We start from the raw sequence: 24,417 nt of genomic DNA on the forward strand, positions 1-24,417 counted from the left end.
CTGAGGTGTCACCTTTCGAGAAGTGGCTGATCGGGATAGAACTGGGTAGCCCACCGGCGCAGTGCGGTGAACCCCTCGTATTCGCCGGGAGCGAGCGCGGCGGGGTCGGAGTACTTCTGGTACTTCCAGATGGCGAGGTCGGCCTCGAACTGCTCGATCACGCTGAGGCCGTGCTTGACGGCGAGCTCGGCGGACTCGTCGTCACCCAGGTCCGGTCGCCGACGGATCCAGACGGAGAACCGGACGTCGGAGGTCTCGTCGTCGACGGGGGTGACGCATGTGGCCGTGCGGTTGTCGAGCATCCCGTGGCTGCGGGTCACGGCCACTCCCAGCCCGCCGTTGATGGCCTCGACCCCGCTGTCGACCTCCTCGATCGATCCCGGTGAGCCCTCGAACGCGATGGTGAAGTCGACGTAGGAGACCGGGCCGTCGAAGTCCTGCCGGGTGAAGACCGGGATGATCGGCACCTTGTGGACGAACTCGAAGTGCGCGAAGTCGACCCCGTTCTCCAGGACGTACTGCGCGTGGAGTTGAAGTCGCTCCTCGTAGAGCGTGGTCCGCGGGTGGCACGGGTGGTAGTCCTCGGCGCTCGTCCCGTCGTCTCAGCTGGCAAAGACGTCGGGGACGTCGAAGTACGGGGCCCGGCCCTCCAGGTCGTGCCAGATGTAGAGCGACTCGTTGCGCTCGACCACCGGGTAGGTCCTGATCTTGCGGCCGAGGTTCGGACGATCCGCGTAGGGGATGGCGGTGTTGCGGCCGTCCGAATTCCACTGCCAGCCGTGGAAGGGGCACTGGATGGTCTCGTCGACGACGGTGCCACCGTGGCCCAGGTGGGCGCCGAGGTGTTTGCAGTACGCGTCCATGACGGTGACCCGGCCAGACCGGCTCCGCCAGGCCACCAGGTCCTCCCCGAACGCTGCGACCCGGTGGACGTGGCCGACGGGGACCTCGGCGGACCACGCGACCTGGAACCACCCGGTCGGCTTCATCGGGAGCGGGGGTTTCGACATCGCCAGACTCCGTTCTCTGCTCGGACGGGCAAGGGGTGTGAACCGCCATCTACGAATAACAGAATGGCGATTCTGCGAAGGTAGCATCGAGGTGTGGAGGCCACAAGGAGTACGTCGATGACGAGGAATGGGGCACGTGTGCAGCCGGGGAGAGGCGGAGCGGCAGGCGCGAGCCCCCGTCAGGAGCGGATCCACGGGTACCGGCAGCAGATCATCCACGCCGCGGAGCGGGAGTTCGGCAGGTCCGGCTACGCCGCGACCCCGATGAGCGCGATCGCGGCCACCGCCGGTCTGTCGCTGGCCACCGTGTACAAGTCCTTCTCCGGCAAGGCGGAGATCTGGGACGCTCTGCACCGCACGCGGATGGACGCCCTGTTGGAGGTCGTGGGCGAGGCCGACACAGCGGAGCCCGGTCTGGAGCGCCTGCTGGGCGGGCTGCGGAGCGTGTTCCTCTTCCTCTCGGAGCACCCCGCCTATCTCGACATGAATCTCCGGGCGGGCGGGGGGTGGGCGAGCAGCGTGGAGGGCGCCCACGGAATCCAGCGCACGGTGTGGAGCTCGGGGCTGGAGGTGATCGCCGCGGGAATGCAGACCGCGGCGGATCAGGGGGAGCTCGCCGGCCTCGATCCGCGCATCGCCGCGGGAATGGCGATCTCCGCGCTCCAGGTCTGGCTGTCGGAGTGGGTGTCGTCCGGTCGTGTGGACGACCCGGAGGTACTTGTCGACGACATGACGGCGAGGCTGCGACTGCTGCTGACGAGCCCGGGCCACAGCGCCACCTCATGAAGCGGCACGCCCAGGCGGCGGGAGACGCCCGGGGTCAGAGGGAGGCGTCCGGTGTCAGGTGGAGGCGCCCGGGTATCTCTCGGCCGCCAGCGCGCTGAGCCGGCGCAGGAAGCGGCGGAACAGCACGTTCATGACCGGCCGGAACACGGAGATCGACAGGTTGGTCGCCGCGTTGCCGTGCATCGCCAGCGTCCACGTGAGGCGACAGCCGTCGTCGGTGGGCACGATGTCGTAGGCCTCTGCGAAGGCCCGGATGCTCTTCAGGGAGCAGGAGTCGAACCGGAAGGCCATGTGCCGCCCTGGCTCCCAGGCCAGGAACTCCTCCTCGCCCACGAGTCCGCCGAGCATGTGGACGGTGCGGGTGGTGCCCACGCCGTAGGGGGGCTCGCTGGTCCAGACCACCTTGGTGATCACCCCGGCCCAGCGCGGCCACGAGTCGGCGTCGGCGAAGATCTCAAACAACTGCGCTGGCGTGGCGGGGATCGCCACGCTGTTGGCGAAACGGAACCGGGCGGTGCCGGTGTACGTCACGTCCACCGGTTCACAGGGGTGCATGGTCGTCATCGCCGCTCCTCTCGTCAGGACTGTCCGTCACTCATCGGCCACGACCCCGCGTAGTCCGTCGGCGCCAAACAGCGGCTCCAACATAGGGGAGAAGTCGGGGCCGCGGCGCAGCATCTGCCCGCCGTCGACGTTGATCACCTGGCCGGTGATCCACTCCGACTCGTCGGCCAGGAGGAAGGTGGCCAGGTGCGCGACATCGCTGACCCGGCCGATCCGGGGCAGTGGTGTGCTCGCCCGGTAGTCCTCGGAGAGGGCGGGGTCGGCGAGCACCGGTGCCACCAGTTCGGTCTCGATGAGCCCGGGCCGGATGGCGTTGACCCGGACCCGGCTCGCGCCGAGCTCGTCCGCGCCGAGGCGGACGAGGTGGTCCACCGCCGACTTGGTGACCCCGTAGGCGCCGAACCAACGGTGGGTGTTGCTCGCGGCGATCGAGGAGATGGCGACGAACGACCCCCCGCCTCGCGCGACCAGGGCGCGGGCCGCGTGCTTGAGCGTGTACATCATCCCGTTGACGTTGAGGTCGACCGTCCGCTTCCAGGCCTCGGTGTCTGTCTGGGTGAGGGGCCCGATGGTCTCGCTGCCCCCGGCACACGCCACCACGCCGTCGAGCCCGCCGCCGTGGTCGACTGCCGCCGCGACCGCTCCGCTCACCTGATCCTCGACCGTGACGTCGGCGGCGTGGGCGCGGACCGCGTCGGGGCGGGAGGTGGCCTCCCCGATCCGCCGTGCGGTCTCGGCCAGACGCTCGGCGTCCCGTCCGATGATGGTGACGAGGGCGCCGCGGCGTGCCAGCTCCTCGGTCACCCCTGCGCCGATTCCACTGCCGCCACCGGTGACGAGGACTGATCTGCCCTGGAGGTCCATGCCACGAGGGTAGAACACGTTCTCATTCGCTGTGCCGGATCCGCGCTGCCGGGCCGGGCCCGGCCCTCACAGAATCCGCTCAGGGGGCCCCGACTAACCTGGGTCGAAATCGGCGCCGCGACAGGTCGGCGCGCCGCGAACCGCAGATGGACCCCATGCCAGAGCCCAGAACCGCCGCCGCCCGCTCGTCGCTGGGCGCAGTCACCGCCTTCCTCCGCAGCTCCTGGCGAACCCTTACCGCCATGCGGACGGCGCTGATCCTGTTGTTCCTCCTGGCCGTGGCCGCGATCCCGGGCGCGCTCCTGCCCCAGCGCAGCCTCAACGAGGGCAACGTCAACGACTACATCGCCGAGAACGGCTGGCTGGGCGAGACCTACGACAAACTCCAATTGTTCGACGTGTTCTCCAGCTGGTGGTTCACCGCCATCTACGTGCTTCTGTTCGTCTCGCTGGTCGGATGCCTCACCCCGCGCTGTTTCGAGCTGGTCAGGCAGTTGCGCACGCCGCCGCCGCTGACGCCCCGCAACCTGTCGCGGCTACCCCATCACGCGGCGTACCGCACCGCGGCCCCACCCGAGCAGGCCGCCGATCAGGTCCGGCGCGAGCTCAAGGGACGAGTGCGCCGCAACGACGGCGACGGCCGCGTCCCCGGCACCATCGAGTTGTCCTCGGAACGCGGGTACGCGCGGGAGGTCGGCAACATCGTCTTCCACTTCGGCCTCCTCGCCCTGCTCATCATGTTCGCCGCCGGCAAGTTCGTCTACGCCGAGGGCATGCGGGTGATCATCGCCAACGAGGAGTCGCCGGCGTTCTGCAACACCACCCCCAGCGCCTACGACGCGTTCCGCGCGGGCCTGCTGGTGGACGGCACGGATCTCGAGCAGTTCTGCATCAAGATCGAGGACTTCCGCGCGGACTACCTGCCCAACGGCCAGGCCGAGATGTTCACCTCCAACGTGCGGTACACCGAGGAGGTCACCACCACCGACCCGGACACGTGGGAGTCGTTCCAGATGCGGGTCAACCACCCACTGCGCATCGGCTCGACCCGCGTCTACCTGCAGGGTCACGGCTTCGCGCCCACGTTCACGGTGACCTTCCCGAACGGCGAGACCCGCACGGACACCCAGCACTGGCAGCCCACCGAGCTGCAGACCTTCCTGTCCTCGGGCATCATGCGCTTCGACCCGCCGGCCGGTCTGTACCCGGATCTGGCCGAGCGGCGCGAGCAGCAGATCGCCGTGCAGGGGCTGTTCGCGCCCACCGCGTCGTTCGACGGCACCATCTTGAGCTCACGCTTCCCGCGGATGGACGACCCGGCCGTGGCGATCGACGTCTACCAGGGCGATGCCGGCCTCGACACCGGGCGGCCGCAGTCGGTCTTCTCGCTGGACTCGGACCTCATCGAGTCGGGCGCCCTCGAGCGCCAGGCGCGCGTCAACCTCATGCCCGGCGAATCCACGACCCTGCCCGACGGCACAGAGGTGCGGTTCGACGGCGCCGAGGAGTTCATCAACATCCAGGTCTCGGAGGACCCCACGCAGATCTGGGTGGGTGTCTCGGCCGCGGTGATGATGGCCGGGTTGGTGCTCTCGTTGATGGTGCGGCGCCGGAGGATCTGGGCGCGCGTGAGTGTCGACGACGACAACGTGACCCGCGTCGAGCTGGGAGGCCTCGCCAAGACCGACCGATCGGGCTGGGGCTCGGAGTTCGACGAGCTGAGGGATCGGCTGGTCGCGACGGCGGCCGTCACCCCCGTCCCGCCCGGCTCCACCTTGCCCGACCGAGCTGACTCGGAGCACACTGCAACCAGTCGCGGCACGACCGGCGACGACCCGCGGAAGGACGACACCCGGTGATCACTCTGACCCTCGCCCAGGGCATGCCCGTCAACGAGGCGCTCTCGACGTACAGCGACCTGGCGTTTCGCTCGGCGTTCGGCATCTACGCATTGGCGCTGCTCGCGTCGATGATCTACTACGCGGGCTTCCGTGTGCCCAAGGCCTCGGAGAAGGAGCTCGTGGGCGCCGGTGGGCCGGGGCTGACCCGTCCCGGATTCGACGATCCCGTGTTGACCGAGTCCACCTCTCTCACCGACACCGGCGACGAGGACCGCGCCTCGGCGGGCAGTATGCGCTGGGCGCGGATCGCGCAGCTGTTCGTGATGGTCGCGTTCGTGTTGCAGGCCGCTGCGCTGCTCCTGCGGGGGCTCGCCACGGACCGGTTCCCGTGGGGCAACATGTACGAGTTCATCCTGGCCACCACGCTGCTGGGGGTGGGCACCGGGTTGGTGTTCCTGCGTAAGCCTGCGCTGCAGGTGGCGTGGCCGTTCGTGCTGGTGCCGGTGCTGGCGCTGCTGTTCTTCGGCGGTACCCACCTGTACTCCGAGGCCGCTCCCGTCGTGCCGGCGCTGCGCTCGTACTGGCTGCCGATCCACGTGTCCATCATCTCGCTGGGCTCGGGGATCTTCCTGATCGCCGGCGTGGCCTCGGTCATGTACCTGCTGCGGGTGTGGCAGCCGCAGGGCGCCGAGCACGGCTGGGGCGCGCGGCTGGTGCGTCCACTGCCGAACGCCGACACCCTCGATCGCCTGGCGTACCGCACCACGGTGATCGCGTTCCCGATCTTCGGCGTGGGCGTCCTCCTCGGCGCGGTGTGGGCCGAGAGCGCGTGGGGCCGCTTCTGGGGCTGGGATCCCAAGGAGACGGCGTCGTTCGTCTCCTGGGTGCTCTACGCGGGCTATCTGCACGCGCGCGCGACCAGCGGCTGGGGCGCCAAGAAGGCGGCGTGGATCAACCTCGCCGGGTTCAGTGTGCTGATCTTCAACCTGTTCTTCATCAACATCGTTGTCTCGGGCCTGCACTCCTACGCCGGCCTGACCTGACCCGAGTCGCCTCCGCGCGCGGGCATCGGCGTGTGGGCATCCGCGCGCGCAGATGCTCGCACTTCGCACAGCCGCTCCTGGCCATGCATTCTCGCCTGCGCAGCGGTACGCGCGAGAGTTCATCGCCGGGAGCGGATTTCTGTGGGCGGCCCGAGCCCGAGCCAGATCCGCAGCCGGCCTCAGAGTCGCGCGAGCAGGCCCTTCCAGACGGGCCGCCAGTACTCGATCGCCTCGGCAGAGTCGAGCTTGGTGTGCGCCAGACCCACCGCGCACTTGCCTGAAGCCTTGTCGCTGAAGTTCACCGCCACGCGCGTGCCGTCTGCCAGCGGGACCCGCCAGTAGCGCCACTTCTCGCTACTCGACGTTGCCGCGGGGGCCTCCACCGCGACCCCGCCGAACTCCTCGAGCCCGCCGACCAGTTCCTGCCACGCGTGCAGTGCCGCGTCCTTGTCGCCGCTGACCGTGCGCGAGGCGGACAGCTGGAAGTCACCGGTGCAGGACTGGCCCGGGACCCGCAGTCCGGCGTGCTGCTCGTACGCGATGGCGGTGCCCTGGGCCCACCACTCCCGGCGCTCCACCGACTCGGGCATCAACTCGAGGGTCTTTCGCGCGATCGCCGAGTGCGGCAACTCCCGCGCCCCGGCCTGCTCGAGCAGCTCGACCCAGTCGTCCCACGACCGGCCGGTGGCTGCGGTAATGGCGGAGGTGTTGGAGGGCTTGGTCATGTCCTCATGCTGCCCCACGAGAGCGCGGACGGTCTTCGGTTCGGCCGGCAGCCGCTCCGAAACGTGCGCTGACCTGGGGCGCCCTGCAACCCTTCTGCAGGGCGCCCCAGGTCAGGCGGCATTCCCGAGCGTGGGGAGGGCTCCCAGCAATCTGCCAGCGAACTGCCGGAGAACGCGCAGCACCACTGGGCATACTGTCCACGTGAACCCCGCAGCGAGAAGTGCCCACGGCGCCCGGCCCGGCGCGCAGCCCGAGGCCCGCATCCTGGTTGTGGACGACGAGGAGAACATCGTCGAGCTGCTGTCGGTGTCCCTGCGATTCCAGGGCTTCCAGGTCGAGACCGCCGGCACGGGGGCGGAGGCGATCGACAAGGCCCGCGGCTTCCGGCCCGACGCGATGATCCTGGACGTGATGATGCCCGTCATGGACGGCTTCGACGCGGTCAAGCGACTGCGCGCGGACGGCTGCGATGCCCCGGTGCTGTTCCTCACCGCACGCGACGCCGTGGCCGACCGGGTCGCCGGGCTGACCCTGGGGGCCGACGACTACGTGACCAAGCCGTTCAGCCTCGAGGAGGTGGTGGCGCGGTTGCGCACGATCCTGCGCCGCGCGGGCACACTGTCCCAGGCCGAGCGCAGCTCCCGGCTCACCTTTGCCGACCTGGAACTCGACGAGGACAGCCACGAGGTCCACAAGGCGGGCCGGCCGGTGTCGCTCTCGCCCACCGAGTTCACCCTGCTGCGGTACCTGATGGTCAACGCCGGGACGGTGCTGTCCAAGGCGCGGATCCTGGATCACGTGTGGGACTACGACTTCGGCGGCGACGGCGGGGTGGTCGAGTCGTACGTGTCGTACCTGCGCAAGAAGATCGACACCGGAGAGCCGCGGCTGATCCACACCATCCGGGGAGTCGGCTACGTCCTGCGCGAGCCACGCTGATGCCCACCGCCCCGGCCGCGGCCACCTCGTCGTCGTCACCCTCGTCGTCACAGTCCTCGTCGTCACAGGCAACGCCGCCGGACGCCGCCGCACCCACCTCGCGGCGTCGCGCGGTCCCGCTACGGGTGAGTCTGGTCCTGCTCGCGGTGGTGCTGACGGCGCTCACGCTGCTGGTCTCGGGGTTCGCCGTCACCCGCGCGCTGGATGCCTCGATGCTTGACCGCACCGACGCCGCGCTGCACGAGGCCGAGCGCGGATGGGCCCGCCCACTCGGCGATCTGCCAGCCGGCGACCTGCCAACCGGTGACCTGCCCGGCGACCGGCCCGCCGGCGCCCCGCGATCGCCGGCGCGCGCCCCCGGTCCGCAGAGCCCGCCGAGCCGCTACTTCGTGCAGGTCCGCGATGCCGCCGGCGAGGTGGTGGTGGAGATCAACGACGAGGGCACCACGCCCGAGCTGGGTTCGCTCGAGCCTGATACGCCGACGACCGTCCCGTCGACCGACGGCGACTCGGCCCCGTGGCGGGCGCTGCGGTTCGACAGTCCGGGCGGGGAGAGCGTGACCGTGGCGACCCCGCTGACCGAGAACCGGGCCGTGGTGCAGCGCCTTGTCTACCTGCAGGTCGGCATCGGGATCGCGGTTCTGGCGGTGCTCGCGCTGGCCGCCTACGCGACCGTGCGGCGCAGTCTGCGGCCGCTGCGGGAGGTCGAGCGCACGGCGGCGGCGATCGCGGGTGGCGACCTGTCCCGCCGGGTGCCCGAGCGTGATCCGCGCACGGAGGTCGGGACGTTGGCCGCCGCGGTGAACGCGATGCTCACCCGGATCCAGTCGTCGATGGCGGATGCGGCCGAGGCCGAGGACGCGGCCCGCTCGTCCGCCGAGGCGGCCCGCGAATCGGAGGACACCGCGGTGCGGTCGGAGGCGGCCATGCGCAGATTCGTCGCTGACGCAGGCCACGACCTGCGCACCCCTTTGACCACGATCCGCGGGTTCGCCGAGCTCCATCGTCTGGGCGCCTCGGATGACGTCGATCGCCTGATGTGGCGGATCGAGGCCGAGGCCAAGCGCATGGGCGTGATGGTGGAGGACTTGCTCACCCTGGCGCGGTTGGACGAGCAGCGGCCGCTGGCCCGCGAGAGCGTGGACCTGCTCGCGCTGGCCGCCGACGCCGTCCACGACGCGCGGCTCCTCGCCCCGGACAGGCGGGTCGGGCTGGAGGTGATCGAGGGCTCCGGCACCCCGGAGGTGCTGGGCGACGACACCGGGCTGCGTCAGGTGCTCGGGAACCTGGTGGACAACGCGCTGACCCATACCCCGCCGGACGCTGACGTGACCGTGCGGGTGGGTACCCGCGGCAGCGACGCCGTGCTCGAGGTGGCCGACCGCGGGCCCGGGATGACGCCGGAGCACGCCGCGCGCGCCTTCGAGCGTTTCTACCGCGCCGACACCTCCCGCACCAGCTCCACCGGCGGCAGCGGGCTCGGCCTGGCGATCGTGCGCTCTCTGGTCGGGGCGCACGGCGGATCCGTGGACGTGGAGACCGCCGCCGGGCAGGGGGCCACGTTCCGGGTCCTGTTGCCGCGCGTCCGGGCGGGAGAGTACGACGACGACAACGGCGACGACGGCAACGACGAGGCCCCGCAGCCGCGCGCCTGAGGTGCATCCGCACGGGATATTTCGCATGCGGCTGCCTCTGGCGCGCGCGGCTGCGGGGTGAGCTGGGCAGGCACTGACAGGAAACTGCCAGCGTCAGCGGAGCGACACCCAAGCGTTGCCGGATGGACTAGCGGAGTCAACCACACGTTCACCGACTCCGCCGGCACCCGCCGGATCGGACGGGGAGCGAGAGAGTGATCCGCATACATGAATTCGTCCACACCGCCCGCTCCCAGCCCGCCCGCTTCCACCCCGCCCGCGCCCAGCCCGCACGCCTTCAACCGCTACGAGATCAAGTACCTCATCGACGAACTCGCTGTCCCCGCACTGCGGGAGGAGCTCGCGGCCCGGATGGACGGCGACCCGCACTCGCCCCACGGCGGCTACCCGGTGAGCTCCCTGTACTACGACACCCAGGACCTGCTCTATTACTGGGAGAAGATCGAGGGCCTGCGGTTCCGCCGCAAGCTTCGGATGCGGCTCTACGGTGATCCCGCCGAGTGCACCGACGCCTCGACGGTCCACGTGGAGATCAAGCAGCGCGTCAACCGCGTCACCCAGAAGCGTCGCCTCGCGCTGCCGTACGGCACCGCCCGCGGCTGGCTCGACGACCTGATCCGCCCCGAGTGCGAGCCCGGTCAGCAGGGGTTCGTCAACGAGGTCAGCAACCTGGTCTCGACCCTGGAGCTGCGGCCCGTCGCCACCACCGGATATGTGCGCGAGGCGTTCGTGGGACGCGAAGCCGACTCCGGGCTCCGCATGACGATCGACCACCGTGTCCACGGCCGGGATCGCGACTTCCACTTCGCCTCCGGTGGCCAGAACCGCTTCATCGTTCCGCCCAAGCTGGCGATCGTCGAGCTCAAAGCCAACGAGCGGGTCCCGTACTGGGCCACCGACCTCGCCGCGCGCCTTGAGCTGACCGTGGTGCGGATCTCCAAGTACTGCAAGTCCGTCGAGGCGTTCGGACTGGCTCCCCGTTCCATCTACGGAGCCCCCGAATTCGCGACCGCCTGACCGGCCCCACTCACTAGAGAAATGAACCAGGACACATGACTATCGATCTGCAGGACCTCAGCGGAACCTTCACCGTCTTCGACGTGGCCATGGCGCTGACGCTGTCCTTCGTGCTCGCCTCCGTGATCGGCTGGGTCTACCGCCATACCCACCGCAACGTCTCGTACAGCCAGTCGTACGTGCAGACGCTGATCATCGTGGCGATGGTGATCGCGATGATCATGCTGGTGGTGGGCTCCAATATCGCCCGGGCGTTCGCGCTGGTGGGAGCGCTGTCGGTGGTGCGCTTCCGAAACGCGATCAAGGAGACCCGCGACGTCGGGTTCATCTTCCTGGTGATGGCCGTGGGCATGGCGGCCGGCACGCGCTTCTACGTGCTCGCCGCGGTCGCGACCGTGGGCATCTGCCTGGTGATCGTGGTGATGCACCGGTTCAACTGGTTCAAGCTCGACGTGCAGCGCCAGGTGGTCAAGGTGCAGGTGCCGCCCGGGCCCGAGTACCACTCGCTCGTCGAGGACGCGCTGGTGCGCCACTGCTCGGAGTTCGAGTTGGTCTCCACCGAGTCCGCGCGCGGCGGGGCGCTCACCGAGCTGAACTTCACGGCCCAGCTCAAGAAGGGCAGCACCTCCGGAGAACTCATCACCGCGCTGAACGAGGTCAACTCCGGTCAGAGGGTCACCGTGCTGACCGGGTACGACCAGACGGACCTGTGATGACGACCGACCCCGCAGGCGCCGGAGATTCCGCCGCACCCCGAGACCCGGCCGAGCCCGCGGACCCAGCCGAACCCGCGGACCCAGCCGAGCCTGCTGGCCCGGACGGTGCGACCCCGCCCCGCCGCCGACTGCGCCACCGGGTGCCACTGTCCGTGCGCAAGCACTGGAAGGTGCTCGTGGTGGGGGCGGCGGCGCTCGTCGTCGTCGTCATGGTGCTGGGTGGCATCCGCGTCCGGCCGTACATCACCGGCGACGCGGACGTGATCGCCTCGACGGTGACGCAGAACGTCACTGGGACGGTGGAGTTGTTCGACGACACGGTGGCACACCAGATCCACCTGGAGATCACCGACGTGGAGTACGCGGACATGATCGAGGCGTATGAACGCGACGGTGACAAAGACTGGGTCACTGCGGATATGACGATCGATGGCGTGTTCGTCAACGACGTCGCCGTGCGCCTCAAGGGCAATTCGACGCTGCGCGGTCTACGTGGGGACAGCGAGGCAGCCGGAGGCGAGGGGGGAGGTGGCCGGCAGGCCCGGCCCGGCATGGGACAGACCGGCGAGAGGCCCGCGATGCCCGATGGTGCCGAGCCGCCCGTGGCGGCAGAGGGCGGCCAGCCGCCCGCGATGCCCGATGGTGCCGAGCCGCCCGCGATGGCTGAGGGCGCCGAGCCGCCTGTGGCGCAGGAGGGCGCCGAGGCGCCGGGCGGCATGTTCGGGATGAACAGCGGAATATCCGTCGATGACCCCGCGACGCTGCCGCTTCTCATCAGTTTTGACCAGAACTATCCCGGCCGCGCGTACCAGGGGATGACGGAGCTGTCGGTCCGCCCGGGCACGCCGGTGCTCAACGAGGCCATGGCGCTGGAACTCACCGAGGCCACGGGTCAGGCGACTCAGCGCTACGCCTATAGCGAGTACTCGGTCAACGACGGCGCCACCACCTCGCGGCTCCTGCTGGAACACCCCGACGACGGGTACGCCTCTACAGATTTCGAGGGCTCCGGCTACCTCTACAAAGCCGACGCCAGCTCGAACTTCGCGTACGTGGGCGAGGACCAGTCGGACTACTCGGACCAGTTCAAGCAGGTCAACGCGCAGGGGAACGGCACCATGCAGCCGATCATCGACCTGCTGCGCTGGGTGGACTCCGCCGACGACGAGGAGTTCGCCGCCGAGCTCGATCAATGGGTCGACGTGGACTCGCTGGCCGCCTACATCGCGACCCAGAACCTGCTGGGGAACTCCGACGACATGTCGGGCCCGGGCCAGAACTACTACCTCTGGTACGACCTCGAATCCGAGAAGTTCACCGTGGTGTCCTGGGATCTGAACCTGGCGATGAGCGGGAACACGGCCGCCGGCCCGGACGACACCGTCTCGATGGGCGGGCGCGCAGGCGCAGGCGGCATGCCGGGTGCTGCTGCTCCCGCTGCCGGGGCCGCGGTGCCGGAGGGCGGCCAGGACGTCGCGGGTCAAGTGGCCGCTGGGCAAGAATTCGCTGGTCAGAACGCTGCCGACCAGTGGGCCGCCCGCCAGGAGGCCGCCGGGCAGCTAGGGATGGCCGAGGGCGCCGACGGCGAGCAGCGTCCGGGCGGCATGGGCGGAAGTCATCCACTCAAGACCCGCTTCCTCGACTCGGACGCCTTCACCGCGTTGTACGAGCAGAAGTACTGGGAGCTCTACGACCAGATGTACGGAAGCGGCCTCGCTGCGCAGACGCTCGATGACGTCGAGGCGGCCTTCCCGGTGAGCGACGAGGTGGACCAGGCCACGCTCGAGCAGGAGGCGACGTCACTGCGCGCCTGGATCGAGCAGCGGACGACGGCGCTCGCCGAGCAGCGGCCCGCCTGACGCACGGGCTCGCCCCGGCTTGGGGCCGCCCCGGGCTCGGAGAAATTGGTCGTGACCACTGCGGGAATCTCGGCGGATCTCCGCAGTGGCCACGACAAACTCCGCAGTGGCCACGACCAATTCCGCCGCCGGCCGCGACGAGGTTCACCGTCGCCGCTGAGGGAGTGGGGGACTCGGGTGGGTGGGGCTCGGGTAGGTGCGGGTTGCGGTGTGTGCGGGCCGGTTTATGACGACGACGAGGTCCTCAGCTGCGCGGTCCCTCTGCTGCGGCAGGGTCGCGCGTGCCGTCGGCCTCCAGGACCCGCTAGCCGCGCGGGAGCGGGGATGTCAGAGTCGGTCGACGACCAGCTGCCAGTGACTTCCTACGGGATGATCGAGTCGATGTACCCGCCGTCGACGCGTACTGCGGCGCCGGTCGTGGCCGAGGCGAGAGGTGAGGCGAGGTAGGCCACCATGTTCGCGATCTCCTGGGGCTCGATGAGCCGCTGCAGAAGCGACTGCGGCCGGTGGGTGCGCATGAACTCGCGCTGGGCCTCGTCCCACGGGGTGCCGGGGTCCACCAGCTCGTAGACGAAGCTCTCCACGCCGCCGGTGTGGGTGGGACCTGCGATCACCGAGTTCACGGTGACACCGGTACCGGCGGCGTCTTTGGCGAACCCGCGAGAGACGGCCAGGAGAGCAGTCTTGGACATGCCGTAGTGGATCATCTCTTCGGGGATGACGACCGCGGAGTCGCTGGCGATGTTCAGCACGCGCCCCCAGCCGCGCTGTTTCATCCCCGGGAGGGCCGCGCGGATCTGACGTACCGCGGCCAGAACGTTGACCTCGAAGTAGCGGCGCCACTCGTCATCGGTGATGTCGAGGGCTGAGGTCGTACCGAAGATGCCGAGGTTGTTCACCAGGATGTCGATGTCACCGGCGGCGGCGAGCACGTCTGCGGCTCCGGCCTCGTCGGTGATGTCACCCGGCGCGGCGACGAGGTCGCGATCGGCGCGCTCGGCCAGCAGTTCCGCGATCGCCGAGTCAACGCTGTCGGGGCGGCGCCCGTTGATCGCCACGCGGGCTCCGGCATCGGCGAGTGTGGCGGCGATCGCACGTCCGATGCCTTGCGTCGAACCGGTCACGAGGGCTGTGCGGCCGTGAAGATCGATGAGCATGGGAGCCCCTTTCGGGCTGGACTTGAGGTGGGCGCGGGTGTCGGCAGGCGCCGCCCGAGCTCATGCTGCGCGCATCGTGCCGTCTCTGCAACACTGATACCGTACCGATCGGTTCGTAATTGAGGGGGCACTGATGGCACCAGTAGGACGACCCCGCGCATTCGAGCCGGAGACCGCACTGGATGCCGCCGTCGAGACGTTCTGGCGGCACGGTTACGACGCGGCCGGGCTGGCAGAGCTCACCGAAGCGATGGGTATCAGCCGACCTGCGCTGTACCGCGCATTCGGGGACAAGGCCCAGCTCTTCCGCGCAGCGCTGGAGCGCTACATCGCACGCAACATGGAGTATGTGGAGGCTGCCCTGGCCGAGCCCACGGCGCGTGAGGTGGCCGAGGCCTTCCTGGTCGGCAACGCCGCGGCGGTGACGTCTCCCGGGCAGCCGCCCGGATGCCTGTCCGTCCAGGCGATGGTCACAGATCAAGCAGACGCCTTCTCGCTGCTCGCCGAGAACCGCCGGGTGATCCAGGGGCGTCTGGCCGACCGGTTCCGCTGCGCTATCCGCGACGGCGACCTCCCGTCCGACGAGGACGCCGAGGAGCTGGCTCGGTTCCTAATCACACTCGCCACCGGCTTCGCCATCCGCGCCGCCGATGGCGAACCCCGGCACGCGCTGGTCGCCCTCGCCCATCGTTCTGTTGCCGTCGTCCCGTCACCCGATTCCACACCGCATCCGAACAGTGCGCCGGACCACCTCCGAAAGGCATGACACATGACTGACTTGGCCAACCTCGCTCCCGCACGAGACCAGGCACTCGAGATCCGCCGCCTCTACGAGACCCTCGAGCAGCGCTTCAACGGCAAGACGTGGTCCCTCCATGAGCTCATGCTCGGATTCTCCAACGACGTCGGTTACATCGGCCGACTGCTACTCGCCAACGACGGAACGTGGGCGATCGACGGTGACAGCGAGGCCGAGTTGAAGCACAAGCTCGCCGAGAGCCTGTGGTGGGTGTTCGTCCTGGCCGAGAGGCTCGAGATAGATATCGACCAGGCCTTCGCCGACACCATGGCGACCATTCGTACCGGGCTTAACGACACGATCGCCCGGACAGAACCCATGACGGCAGCTCCGCATCTCCACGCCCCGGACGATCCCGAGTTGGTCCGTGTACCGGCGATGACGTACGCATCGATCGCCGGCTCCGGATCGCCCGGAACCGACGAGTTCTACCGCAAGATGGCGCTCATCGGAGACATCGCCCGACAGGTCACCCGGGAGTCGAGTCCGGTCATCGAGATCCAGTACTGGTATCCCGAGGGATCGACCCCGGTCGAGATCGCGGACTTCTACTCCGTCAACCCCGTGCCCTCGCTGTTGTACCGGATCATGGCGGCCGTCCCGGACGCCACCACGACCGAGGACCTGGCGGCAGCGAGAGCTCGCGCGGAGAGCGAGGCTGATCGGCGCGACGACGTCATCGAGCTGCACAGCACGCCGGAGCAGGACGTCGTCCAGATCATGCACCACGGGCCGTTCGCCGAGGAGTTCCCGACCCTCGAGCGTCTGGGTGCACTCGCGCAGCAGCGGGGAACCCATCGCAGCGGTCCCCACCACGAGATCCACCTGGACGGGTTCACCCGCGAGACCCCGCAGGACACGCTGCGCACCATCCTTCGCGATCCCGTGTCCTGAACGACGGGCAAGGACCGAAGCATCTCCTGAGCCGACCATCGTGATGGTCCACGAAGCGTGGTCAGACGCAGTGGGACGGGACTGTGCGCCGAGTAGCTCACGTCCCGGGCTGCGCGTCGGCCGGCAGCAGTTCGAAGGCGGCTGGGGGAGTCCTGATCCCGTTGACCTGCAGCGCGAGTGTGTGGCCGCCGGGATAGTAGCGGCGGGTGGTCAGTGGGCGGAAGGAGTGTTTGCGGTCAATGACCACTTCGGCTCCCGGGGCCAGATCGCGCTGGGCGAGCTTGAAGACCTTCGCGCTCAGCGTGCCGTTGGCCTTGAGGTATTCGATGATGTAGTCGATTGAGAGGCGGGCGTGCTCCGTGCCGGTGTTGCGGAGCACCGCGCTGAAGTGGACGTCGCCGCCCCACGGCACCCGAGTGTCGGTGATGGTCGGACCGTCGACGTCCACCGCAGCGGGGGAGAACCCCAGTAGTGCCAGCGCTCCGGGATGTCCCCTCTTGATGAGGGTGCGCAGACCGTGGCGGACGAGTGCGGCAGTTGTGGGCGCGGGCGCCTCGAACCACCGTTGCGCCGTCTCGACGACAAGGTCGGGGGCATCGCGACTGAGGTCGTTGAGGTGGTTGGCCACCGAGCGTCGCACGTACGCGCTGTCATCGCGGTAGAGGGCGTCGAGAATCGCCACGGTGACTCCCGGGTGCTGGGTGATCTCCGGGACCCGCACCGCCCAGGGCAGGTAGGGGCGGGTGCCTTCGCTGGCCAGGCGTCGCACGTGCTCGTCCGGGGATTTCGTCCAGTCCGTGATGACGGCGAGTGCGCGGTCGAGGTCGTGCCGCAGCAATGTCCGGATGGCGAACTCCGAGGTGAGCTTGTGGGTGAGCTCGGCGAGCAGCGCCATCGCATCGGAGAAGGCGGCAGCGGTGTTCTCCTGCGTGGCGCGAGTGGCGATCGCGCTCGTGACGGGCCAGATCATCCAGCCGGTGAATCCCGAGTCCAGATCGCGGGCAGATCGGACGACGTCGGCGAGGGCTCGGTAGTCACCGGGCACGTCGGCGAGCAGTCCGTCGCGCAGCAGATCCGCTCGCTCCCGAAGCGACATGCCGTCGAGAGCACCGCTGAGCTGCGGCAGTTCACTGAGACGTCGCTCGGGGATGGCGGACTGGATGGAGCTGGACAGTGCTGTCGCGACGTCCGGGGAGATGAGTTCGTCAGCGAATGGCATGCCCTCATCATTGCGCCTCGCCAGGTTTCCGCCAGGGGGTTCTCCGGGCCGCACTCGCCAGGGCCCGGCAGGTGCGGGTGACCGAGGCCGGGGCCCTCGTCGCCGAGGGGGTCAACGACATGTACGAGGACATGGCTGCGGCCGTGTACGTCGATGCCCAGGATGACCTCGAGGCCTTCTTGGGCTTGTTCACTCGCCTGGACACGTTCTTCGAGCAGGTCATGAACGACTCTGACCTGGAGGATGCATGACGAGGAGCGGGCGGTCAGGTGAGGGCCTGTCCGGCCTCAGGCCCACTGCGTCACTAAGGCGAGGGTCGCGGCGCCGACCTCGGCGTTGGCCACCGAGTAGACCTGTCCCTCGCCTATCCCGTTAGTGGATCCCGAGCGCTCGCAGCGAGGCGGCCACTCCGGCTGCTGCGACGACCACGACAACGAGCGGTGCCCGTAGCGCTGCCAGGCCGGCGGCCGCGGCCACCCCGGCGACGCGAGCCCACCCGGCAAAGGCCTGGCCTTCGTAGAGGGTCGCGGTAGCGGCGACGCTGGCGATCAGCACGATCACCGCGGGATCGCCCCACTGTCGGAGATGCAGCGAGAGGCGCGACCCTCCGAGGCCGACCCCGCCCACTCTGATGGCATAGGTGCCGATGGCCAGGGCGAGAACGGCGAGTAGAAGGGTTGCATCAGACACGGTCTCCCCGCTTCCGCGCAATTGTGAGCAGGCCGATCAGGCCCAGGACGGGGGCCACTCCGGCGAGCACGAATGGGGTGGCAGCCGCGGCGATCGTCGCGCCGGCAACGGCAGGAACAGCGGTGCGACTGTGGACGCTTCCCAGCAGGATTGCGACGAAGACTGCGGGGAACGCCGCATCGAGCCCGAGACTGCCGGGGTCGGGAATGACGTACCCGACGACGACGCCGACCATCGCGCCGAGGGGCCAGGCGATCAGGATGGCGACCCCGACCGCGCGGAACGCGCTGAGGCGTCGAGATGGGTGCGGTTGGGCCATCGCGAAGGCGACGCTCTCGTCGTTCACCAGGTGGCTCGACAGGGCCCGAGGGACGCACCTTTGGGGCAGGAACGCCGACGCAGAGAATCCGTAGACGAAATTCCGGAGCGTCACCAGGAGTCCTGCGCCGGCGGCGACCCAGGCCAGACCGCCCGAGGCGATCACGCCGATGAACACCAGTTCCGAGGATGCGCTGAGCACCAGGACGGCGGCGAGCACTACGAGCCAGGGGGGAACACCCGCAGCTGAGGCCATCGACCCGTAGGCCACCCCGACCACACCTACCGCCGAGGCGATCGCCATGACGGGCGCGAAGGCCGAGCGCGTTCGGCGGAATAGGCACATGATCAGTATGGTGAACGAACCGCTTCTATCTGTCAAACTGATCATTCGTTCGCTACAGTGAACGAATGACGGAACAGCTCGGCGCCAGAATCGGGGCTGCACTCAAACGGGAGCGCACTTCAGGAGGCCTGTCGGTGTCCGAGCTCGCTCGGCGCTCGGGCGTCTCCAAGGCGACCGTGTCCCAACTCGAATCGGGCGGGGGGAACCCCAGCGTGGAGACCTTGTGGGCTCTGGGAGATGCGCTCGGCGTGCCATTCGCCCGTCTCGTGGACGAGGACACCGAGCCCGTCACGCTGATCCGCGCTGGAGGCGCGCCACCCATCCGATCGGCCAGTGCCAACTATGTGGCCGCGCTCCTGTCGGCCAGTCCTCCCCACGCGCGCCGCGATGTGTACCTGGTCCAGGCTGACCCCAGCGGCCCGAAAGTGTCCGCCCCGCATGCCCGTGGCACCGTCGAGCACGTGATCCTGGTGTCGGGATCCGCACTCGTCGGACCAGAATCATCTCCCCACACCCTGCTGCCCGGTGACTACCTCTGCTATCCGGGCGACGCCCCGCACCTCTTCGACGCCCAGCAGGAGGGAACCACCGCGGTGCTCATCTCGGAGATCAGATAGCACGTCAGCGGTCCTTCCGGTTCTGGGATGCGTCGAGGGGTCGGAGGCCCGCCTGGCGATCAGGCGTCGGAGTCCGCGGTGACCGTCGTGGTGGCCGCGGCGCTCGTCGTGACCTGGGTCAGCGGCGGCAGGTCGACGATCCGGCCTGCGGTGCCGTCGGGCCGGAGCATCGCCCGCTGCGCAGAGTCGTCGAGCTGGAACGCCACCACGATCTCGTACTCGCGATCCGGCGACAGGCGCGTGGTCGTGGAGGTCGCAGACTGCTCGCAGTCCGAGCTGACGGTCCCGGCGTCGCGGGTCGCACCGCCGGGCCGGACTTCGGCGAAGTCGTCGGGGCTGAGCGAGGACCAGCGGTCCGCTCCCGCCTCGGCCGAGGTCGCGATGTGCAGGGTCAGTTCCACGCCGCAGCCGGGGGTCCGCACGACGTCCTCGACCTTCGCGGAGCCGAGCTCGGTGCCGTCGCGGCCCACCAGCGCGAACCATCGTCCGACGTCCACGTTCTCCGGTCGCTGCGGTTCGTCCGCGACGTCGGACTGCTCGGTGGGTTCAGGCTGCACAGCAGGCGTGGTGCTCTCGGCCGTAGCCGTAGCCGTAGCCGTAGCCGCAGCCGTGGTCGGGGTCGTCGCAGCAGCGGGGGCCGAGGTCTCCTCGGTGGCGGGCTCGTCGCTCTCGGGGTCGACTGCCTGGGGCTGCGTGGTGGTCGGCGCAGCGGTGTGAGTATCCGCCTGAACCGCCGTCATACGACTGGTCTGGGCCGCGATGGTGGGCCACTCGCCGGTCGTCGGACGGGTGGGGGCGGCCGTGGTCTCCCGGTCGACCCCGCATTCGGCGTGGGCGAGGATCAGGGTGAGGTTCCAGCGTTCTGCTCCGCCGGTACCGGTGGCGTGGACGCGCAGTCGCAGCTCGGACAGGGCGTGTCCACGGCTTTCCTTCTTGACGTGCTGGAGGGTCGCGACGTAGTCGTAGCTTCCCCAGCTCCGGCTACCCGACAGCTCCGAGTTGGGACCGGGGATCGGGACGCGGACCTCTTCCTCGAAGAGGCCGCTTCGACCCAGGATCACCGGTCCGTCCGAGCTGAGTGTGGCCAGGCCCTGGGTCGGGGAACAGGTGGCGGTCGCGCGGATCGGGTTCCTGCCCTGGTAGGTGACCAGATCCGAGCCGAGCAGGCGCGCCGTCCTGACGTCCAGAGACCGCGTCTCGGAGACCGCGTTGGCGGTGGGCAGTGCCACGCCGGCCGTGTTCCCGTTCGCGCATGCGGCCTGCGCGACGTCGAGTGTGGAGCAGGAGAATCCCACGGTGTGGAGGGGGAGGATCCCGGTGAGGAAGGTGGAGCTGTCATGGGTGGACGGGCCGACGATCTGACGGGACGTCGCCGGGGTCTCGCGGACCGCGGTCACGGGGCCGACATTGTTGTCCCGGGTTGCCCGGTCCATGAGGCCGAAGGTCGAGACGGCGCGGGCGAAACGCGTGTCCTGATACGGGTTCTGCATCCCGAATCGGGCCTCGCCGGCAACGGTGTCGTTCCACGTCGCCTCGGTGGGCCGCGTCGAGGCCGCGGCCAGGGCCACGGCGGCGAGCAGGGCCAGGACCCCGGCGAGGGCCACGATGAGCTGCAGGCGAGTGCGTGCGCTACTCATCCGAGCGTCCGACCCGGCCGGTTCCGGCGAAGCCGGCGTCGACGTCGTCGTTCTCGTCGTCGTCCTCGTCGGGGTTCTCGTCGGGGTCACGTGGCCAGAAGGTCCACAGGACGCCGAGTGCGGCGAGGGTGGTGATGGAGCCGAGGACCAGCGGGTTGCCGGCCCAGACGATCACCTTCGCCAGCTCGGGGACGGACCACAGCACCTTCCGGACGGTCTCGACCCGGTACATCCCCGGGTCGGGGTTCGGGTTGGCGTCGCCCTGCATCAGGATCAGCGCCTCGCCGGGCACCTGCGGCTGGACGTCGATGACCCGGTGGGTGACGGGCAACCGGCCGGGCCGATCGACCGTCACCACGTCGCCCACCGCGATCTCGTCCGCACTGATCTCCTTGACCACGGCGACGGAGCCGGTGGGGATGGTGGGAGACATCGAGCCGGTCTTGAACATGATCAGCGAGATGTTCATGGTCACCGCGGCTATCACGAGCCCGACCGCCACCATCCCGCCGGCGGCGAGGAGATTGGCCAGCCCACCGGCGAGGTAGGAGCCGAACGACCTGCTGGGGGCGCGGTGCGATCCCGCGGGACGGCTCGGGGTCCCGCTGTCGGGGGTCGTTGCTGCGGTCTGCATGGCCATCACCTCTGCGTAGTCATTCACCGCGTAGTCATTCGCCGGTCGCGGTCGGTCGCCCGGTCGTGCTGGAAGGGGGTTATGGCGGATCAGGCGTCGTCGCTCTGGGCGTCGAAGTTCCAGTACACGGGGGCGGGCGCGATCCCGGCGGCGTCCAGTCCGGCATCCGAGGCGAGCTCGGCGCGCAGGCACAGCCACTTGTATGCGCCCTTCTCGACGCGCGTTGTGCTGGACTCGGGGGCGGCGAGGGTGCCCACGGGCTGGAAGCCGGTGGCCTCGGCGGAGCAGGTGGCCGGCGGGGTGGTGTCGCCGCCGAGATCGGCGACGGACACGGCGACCTTGTCGGTCAGCGCGTTGGAGGCGACACTCTGCTGGGCGACGGTGATGTCCGCTCCGAGCTTGCCCTTCTCCTCGTGCAGGCCGACGAGCTGGAAGACCGGCTGGCCCGGGACGAGGGCGGTCGAGGCGGGTCCGAACTGCATGGTGCCGGCCTTGTCCTTGGTGAGGAACTCGTCCCAACCCTGGGTGGCGTTGAAGTGGCCCTGGATGTTGAACGCGCTGTCCGAGGTGCCGAACTCGCTCACGCCCCACGCGGTGTCGGACCAGGCGGCCAGGGTCACCGCGGCGCCGACGCCCAGCACCAGACCGGAGGCCATGACGGCGCGGACCTTCTTGCGGCGGTTCTGCGTCTGCGCGGCGGGCCGGGGGGTCTGGGACGTGGTGCTCATGGGAGGGCCTTTCCGGTGGGGGTGAGGGTGGGCGCCAACAGTCTTTGTTGACGAGTCCCATTTATTGTTGCTTAGTTACCCGCCAGTAGCAAACGTTAAGAGCCGTTCTGTCGACAAGGTCACATTCTGACAATTTCGCCGCGAAATCGGTTCAACCAGCAGATATGAGGCATCACTCGGATTCCGTACCCCCAGGTACTTCGAGGGTGGAGCCCTACCTGGACGCTGTGTCAGCACTAGGGAGGAGCTGAAGAAAAACGACGACGACGAGGTCATTCACCTCTGGAACCTGAGCCCGGAGCCCACCGCGCCGATCGGCCGGAGTGTCAGAGCCAGCCGCGGTCGCGGGCTGCTCTGGCCGCGTCGTGTCGGGTCGAGGCGCCGGTCTTCTGCATGGCGCTCGAGAGATAGTTGCGGACCGTGCCGGGTGCGAGGTGCAGCCGATGAGCGATGTCCTTGACCGAGTAGCCCTCACGGGTCTCCCGGAGGGCGTCGGCCTCGCGGTCGGTCAGCGGGGAGTCGTCCATGACCGAGGCCTCGAGGATCTCGTGGGCGATATGCCGTCGCCCGGAGTGCAGCGAGCAGACGGCCTCGACGATGTCCTCCGGGTCGGCCCCTTTGCCCATGAAGCCCGTCACCCCGAGCGTGAGCGCGCGTCGCAGGACGCCGGGGCGCGCGTGCCGGGTGAGCATCAGCACCCGCTGTCCGGGGCATTCCGCCATGATCGCGGCGACCGCCTCGAGGCCGTCCATCCCGGGCATCTCGAGGTCGATCACCAGCACGTCGGGCCGGTGTCGGAGGGTCGCGGCCACGGCGCCGGGGCCGTCGTCCGCCTGCGCCACCACCTCTATCGCCCCGTCGAGTGGGAGCAATGCCGCCAGAGCCGAACGCAGCAGGTGCTCGTCGTCGGCCAGGATGATCCGGATCGGGTCCGTGTAGGTCACCGCGGTTCCCCCTCCACGCGGGCGGCGGGCTCCGGGTTGAGTCGCGCGGCCACCACGAATCGCTCGGGTGATCGCTCGACCCGCAGTTCGCCACCGGCGCGCTCCACCCGCTCGCTCAACCTCGCGAGCCCGCGCAGGGGTGACGCGGCGTCATCGATCACGCCGTCATTGGCCACCTCCACCTCGACCGCCGACGCCGTGATCGTCACCACGGTCGGGTGCGCGTGCCGGAGCAGATTGGTGGTGGCCTCGCGGAGCACCTGCGCCAGGAGGGGATGCGCGGAGGCACCGGTCCCCTCCACGAACCGCAGTTCCACGGCGATACCCGTGGCCTCGCACAACCGCTTGGCGTTCTCGAGCTCGGCGACGAGGTTCAGCTCGTGGTGCGCGGACGCCAGCGTTCGCGTCTCGGCGATGGCCTTCTCGGCGAGCTGGCGGATCTCGTCGAGCTCCGCCTCCGATCGTTCGGGGTCGATACGCACCATTCGGCGGGCGAGCGCGGCCTTGAGCTTGATGACGTGGAGCGAATGGCCCTGGATGTCGTGCAGGTCGTCGGCGATCCGCATCCGTTCGTGTGCCACCGCGAGTTCGGCTTCGGTCTCCCTGGCGCGCTCGAGCGTCCGGACGACCTGCCACGTCTGTTCGCTCAGTAGGATCACCCCGGCGACGAAGAGAGTGCCGACCGCCGGGGTGGCGAGGTAGGTCGCGGTCAGCTCCCAGGTGACCGGGTGGGACAGGAACGACATCGCGCCGATCGCCCCGACCCCTGAGGCGAGGCCGAGGATCCACAGCGTCCGCCGCCTCGTCCGGGCGACCAGGAGCGCGCCCACCAGGGACAGCGGGACAAAGCTGATCGGGCTGGACGCGGTCAGTGCCCCGATGAACCACGCCGCCGCGGTGAACATGAGAGCGAGGACGGCCCGGCGCGGGTAGCCGTCGAGGCTCCATTCCCGCAGCACCCCGAACGTCAGCAGGTACCCGACGGCAGCGGTCACCCCCTCCCACCAGGATGTGGAGGTCAGCGCGACGCCGAGGACGCTCAGCGGCGCGATCGCGGCGACCGCGGTGGTCATGGCCACCCGGCGCATCCTGAGGTCGCTCGGGGCGACGGCCTGCAGCGTGTCCTGGATGGTCAGACCCTCTTCCCGATCTCTCGTCGCGTGATCGCCCGACCGGTGGGGATCTTCGCGATCAGGGCCGCGATGAGGAGGACGAGCGCCACGTACTGCAGAAAGGCGTTGCCGGTGAAGAACCCGACGATGTCCCGGGGGAGCGTGGTGAAGAGGCCGTAGTCGTAGTGGTGCAACCCGATGTAGGCGAGGAATACGGTCACGGACAGGACAATAACGGCGTTCAGTGCCACGTCGAGGAACTTCATGTCTGTCACGATCTCTCCCGCCCCGTCGTGTGGGTA

Annotated in this window: 25 protein-coding genes and 1 pseudogene; 12 read left to right on the forward strand and 14 right to left on the reverse strand. The window is 69.2% G+C overall.

Annotated features, from left to right (window positions below; all coding sequences use genetic code 11):
- Positions 1-8 precede the first annotated feature (8 nt).
- A pseudogene (locus NJE57_RS18625) lies at positions 9-1,010 on the reverse strand (Rieske 2Fe-2S domain-containing protein).
- 117 nt (positions 1,011-1,127) lie between these two features.
- On the opposite strand from NJE57_RS18625, the gene NJE57_RS18630 reads away from it, so the two are divergent.
- Positions 1,128-1,796 carry a TetR/AcrR family transcriptional regulator gene (locus tag NJE57_RS18630; RefSeq protein ID WP_319030007.1) on the forward strand — a complete coding sequence of 223 codons (669 nt, stop codon included), beginning with the start codon at positions 1,128-1,130 and terminating at the stop codon, positions 1,794-1,796.
- A 54-nt stretch (positions 1,797-1,850) separates the two neighbouring features.
- Here the strand turns inward: NJE57_RS18630 and NJE57_RS18635 are convergent, their stop codons facing one another.
- Together NJE57_RS18635 and NJE57_RS18640 are read right to left on the reverse strand one after the other, a co-directional pair.
- Positions 1,851-2,351 (reverse strand): SRPBCC family protein, encoded by a 501-nt coding sequence (locus NJE57_RS18635; protein WP_319030042.1) that lies wholly within the window; start codon positions 2,349-2,351, stop codon positions 1,851-1,853.
- A 36-nt stretch (positions 2,352-2,387) separates the two neighbouring features.
- Complete coding sequence (locus tag NJE57_RS18640) at positions 2,388-3,224, reverse strand: SDR family oxidoreductase (RefSeq protein WP_319030008.1); 837 nt, start codon at positions 3,222-3,224, stop codon at positions 2,388-2,390.
- Between the two features lie 155 nt (positions 3,225-3,379).
- On the opposite strand from NJE57_RS18640, the gene NJE57_RS18645 reads away from it, so the two are divergent.
- Positions 3,380-5,083, forward strand: coding sequence for a cytochrome c biogenesis protein ResB (locus NJE57_RS18645; protein ID WP_319030009.1), 1,704 nt, complete (start codon positions 3,380-3,382; stop codon positions 5,081-5,083).
- Positions 5,080-6,108 carry a c-type cytochrome biogenesis protein CcsB gene (gene ccsB, locus NJE57_RS18650; RefSeq protein ID WP_319030010.1) on the forward strand — a complete coding sequence of 343 codons (1,029 nt, stop codon included), beginning with the start codon at positions 5,080-5,082 and terminating at the stop codon, positions 6,106-6,108. Before NJE57_RS18645 ends, ccsB begins: the two co-directional genes overlap by 4 nt.
- A gap of 179 nt (positions 6,109-6,287) precedes the next feature.
- Here the strand turns inward: ccsB and NJE57_RS18655 are convergent, their stop codons facing one another.
- On the reverse strand, positions 6,288-6,833 hold the full coding sequence (locus tag NJE57_RS18655; protein WP_319030011.1) for a hypothetical protein: 546 nt from the start codon (positions 6,831-6,833) through the stop codon (positions 6,288-6,290).
- 202 nt (positions 6,834-7,035) lie between these two features.
- Here NJE57_RS18655 and NJE57_RS18660 point away from each other — a divergent pair, with 202 nt between their 5' ends.
- The 5 genes from NJE57_RS18660 (at position 7,036) to NJE57_RS18680 (ending at position 13,020) form a co-directional block, all read left to right on the forward strand.
- Entirely contained in the window at positions 7,036-7,773 is a 738-nt protein-coding gene (locus NJE57_RS18660; protein ID WP_319030012.1) for a response regulator transcription factor, read from the forward strand.
- Positions 7,773-9,428 (forward strand): HAMP domain-containing sensor histidine kinase, encoded by a 1,656-nt coding sequence (locus tag NJE57_RS18665; RefSeq protein WP_319030013.1) that lies wholly within the window; start codon positions 7,773-7,775, stop codon positions 9,426-9,428. Before NJE57_RS18660 ends, NJE57_RS18665 begins: the two co-directional genes overlap by 1 nt.
- 207 nt (positions 9,429-9,635) lie before the next feature.
- Positions 9,636-10,445, forward strand: coding sequence for a polyphosphate polymerase domain-containing protein (locus tag NJE57_RS18670; RefSeq protein ID WP_319030014.1), 810 nt, complete (start codon positions 9,636-9,638; stop codon positions 10,443-10,445).
- Between the two features lie 35 nt (positions 10,446-10,480).
- The gene (locus NJE57_RS18675; protein ID WP_319030015.1) at positions 10,481-11,158 is read left to right on the forward strand and encodes a DUF4956 domain-containing protein; all 678 of its coding nucleotides are present in this window, start codon (positions 10,481-10,483) and stop codon (positions 11,156-11,158) included.
- A 212-nt stretch (positions 11,159-11,370) separates the two neighbouring features.
- Positions 11,371-13,020: a CotH kinase family protein gene (locus NJE57_RS18680; protein ID WP_413464441.1), complete on the forward strand. Its 1,650-nt coding sequence runs from the start codon at positions 11,371-11,373 to the stop codon at positions 13,018-13,020.
- Between the two features lie 362 nt (positions 13,021-13,382).
- Here the strand turns inward: NJE57_RS18680 and NJE57_RS18685 are convergent, their stop codons facing one another.
- On the reverse strand, positions 13,383-14,177 hold the full coding sequence (locus tag NJE57_RS18685) for an SDR family oxidoreductase (RefSeq protein WP_319030017.1): 795 nt from the start codon (positions 14,175-14,177) through the stop codon (positions 13,383-13,385).
- Between the two features lie 133 nt (positions 14,178-14,310).
- On the opposite strand from NJE57_RS18685, the gene NJE57_RS18690 reads away from it, so the two are divergent.
- Both NJE57_RS18690 and NJE57_RS18695 read left to right on the forward strand, forming a co-directional pair.
- The gene (locus NJE57_RS18690; protein WP_319030018.1) at positions 14,311-14,943 is read left to right on the forward strand and encodes a TetR/AcrR family transcriptional regulator; all 633 of its coding nucleotides are present in this window, start codon (positions 14,311-14,313) and stop codon (positions 14,941-14,943) included.
- Positions 14,944-14,946: 3 nt separating this feature from the next.
- Positions 14,947-15,870, forward strand: coding sequence for a GyrI-like domain-containing protein (locus NJE57_RS18695; protein ID WP_319030019.1), 924 nt, complete (start codon positions 14,947-14,949; stop codon positions 15,868-15,870).
- 97 nt (positions 15,871-15,967) lie between these two features.
- Here NJE57_RS18695 and NJE57_RS18700 read toward each other — a convergent pair whose 3' ends face one another.
- A complete protein-coding gene (locus tag NJE57_RS18700) occupies positions 15,968-17,089 on the reverse strand; it encodes a DNA alkylation repair protein (RefSeq protein ID WP_319030020.1) in 1,122 nt (373 codons plus the stop codon).
- Here NJE57_RS18700 and NJE57_RS18705 point away from each other — a divergent pair.
- The gene (locus tag NJE57_RS18705; RefSeq protein ID WP_319030021.1) at positions 17,083-17,340 is read left to right on the forward strand and encodes a hypothetical protein; all 258 of its coding nucleotides are present in this window, start codon (positions 17,083-17,085) and stop codon (positions 17,338-17,340) included. The two genes, NJE57_RS18700 and NJE57_RS18705, sit on opposite strands and share 7 nt — an antisense overlap.
- Positions 17,341-17,461: 121 nt before the next feature.
- Here the strand turns inward: NJE57_RS18705 and NJE57_RS18710 are convergent, their stop codons facing one another.
- On the reverse strand, positions 17,462-17,779 hold the full coding sequence (locus tag NJE57_RS18710; protein WP_319030022.1) for an AzlD domain-containing protein: 318 nt from the start codon (positions 17,777-17,779) through the stop codon (positions 17,462-17,464).
- Positions 17,772-18,443, reverse strand: coding sequence for an AzlC family ABC transporter permease (locus tag NJE57_RS18715; protein WP_319030023.1), 672 nt, complete (start codon positions 18,441-18,443; stop codon positions 17,772-17,774). Before NJE57_RS18715 ends, NJE57_RS18710 begins: the two co-directional genes overlap by 8 nt.
- Before the next feature lie 65 nt (positions 18,444-18,508).
- Here NJE57_RS18715 and NJE57_RS18720 point away from each other — a divergent pair, with 65 nt between their 5' ends.
- Positions 18,509-19,060 (forward strand): XRE family transcriptional regulator, encoded by a 552-nt coding sequence (locus NJE57_RS18720; RefSeq protein WP_319030025.1) that lies wholly within the window; start codon positions 18,509-18,511, stop codon positions 19,058-19,060.
- Positions 19,061-19,119: 59 nt separating this feature from the next.
- Here the strand turns inward: NJE57_RS18720 and NJE57_RS18725 are convergent, their stop codons facing one another.
- The 6 genes from NJE57_RS18725 to NJE57_RS18750 all read right to left on the reverse strand — a co-directional run bounded on the left by NJE57_RS18725 (position 19,120) and on the right by NJE57_RS18750 (position 24,390).
- Positions 19,120-20,697, reverse strand: coding sequence for a hypothetical protein (locus NJE57_RS18725; RefSeq protein ID WP_319030026.1), 1,578 nt, complete (start codon positions 20,695-20,697; stop codon positions 19,120-19,122).
- Positions 20,690-21,358: a signal peptidase I gene (locus NJE57_RS18730; RefSeq protein WP_319030027.1), complete on the reverse strand. Its 669-nt coding sequence runs from the start codon at positions 21,356-21,358 to the stop codon at positions 20,690-20,692. The genes NJE57_RS18725 and NJE57_RS18730 overlap by 8 nt, the downstream gene beginning before the upstream one ends.
- Before the next feature lie 62 nt (positions 21,359-21,420).
- Positions 21,421-22,059 carry a SipW-dependent-type signal peptide-containing protein gene (locus NJE57_RS18735; RefSeq protein ID WP_319030028.1) on the reverse strand — a complete coding sequence of 213 codons (639 nt, stop codon included), beginning with the start codon at positions 22,057-22,059 and terminating at the stop codon, positions 21,421-21,423.
- A gap of 326 nt (positions 22,060-22,385) precedes the next feature.
- The gene (locus tag NJE57_RS18740) at positions 22,386-23,003 is read right to left on the reverse strand and encodes a response regulator transcription factor (protein WP_319030029.1); all 618 of its coding nucleotides are present in this window, start codon (positions 23,001-23,003) and stop codon (positions 22,386-22,388) included.
- Positions 23,000-24,076: a sensor histidine kinase gene (locus tag NJE57_RS18745; RefSeq protein ID WP_319030030.1), complete on the reverse strand. Its 1,077-nt coding sequence runs from the start codon at positions 24,074-24,076 to the stop codon at positions 23,000-23,002. Before NJE57_RS18745 ends, NJE57_RS18740 begins: the two co-directional genes overlap by 4 nt.
- A gap of 59 nt (positions 24,077-24,135) precedes the next feature.
- Complete coding sequence (locus tag NJE57_RS18750; RefSeq protein ID WP_319030031.1) at positions 24,136-24,390, reverse strand: hypothetical protein; 255 nt, start codon at positions 24,388-24,390, stop codon at positions 24,136-24,138.
- Between the last annotated feature and the right edge of the window lie 27 nt (positions 24,391-24,417).

It is taken from the genome of Dietzia sp. PP-33 (assembly GCF_033790845.1).
Taxonomy (GTDB): Bacteria; Actinomycetota; Actinomycetes; order Mycobacteriales; family Mycobacteriaceae; genus Dietzia.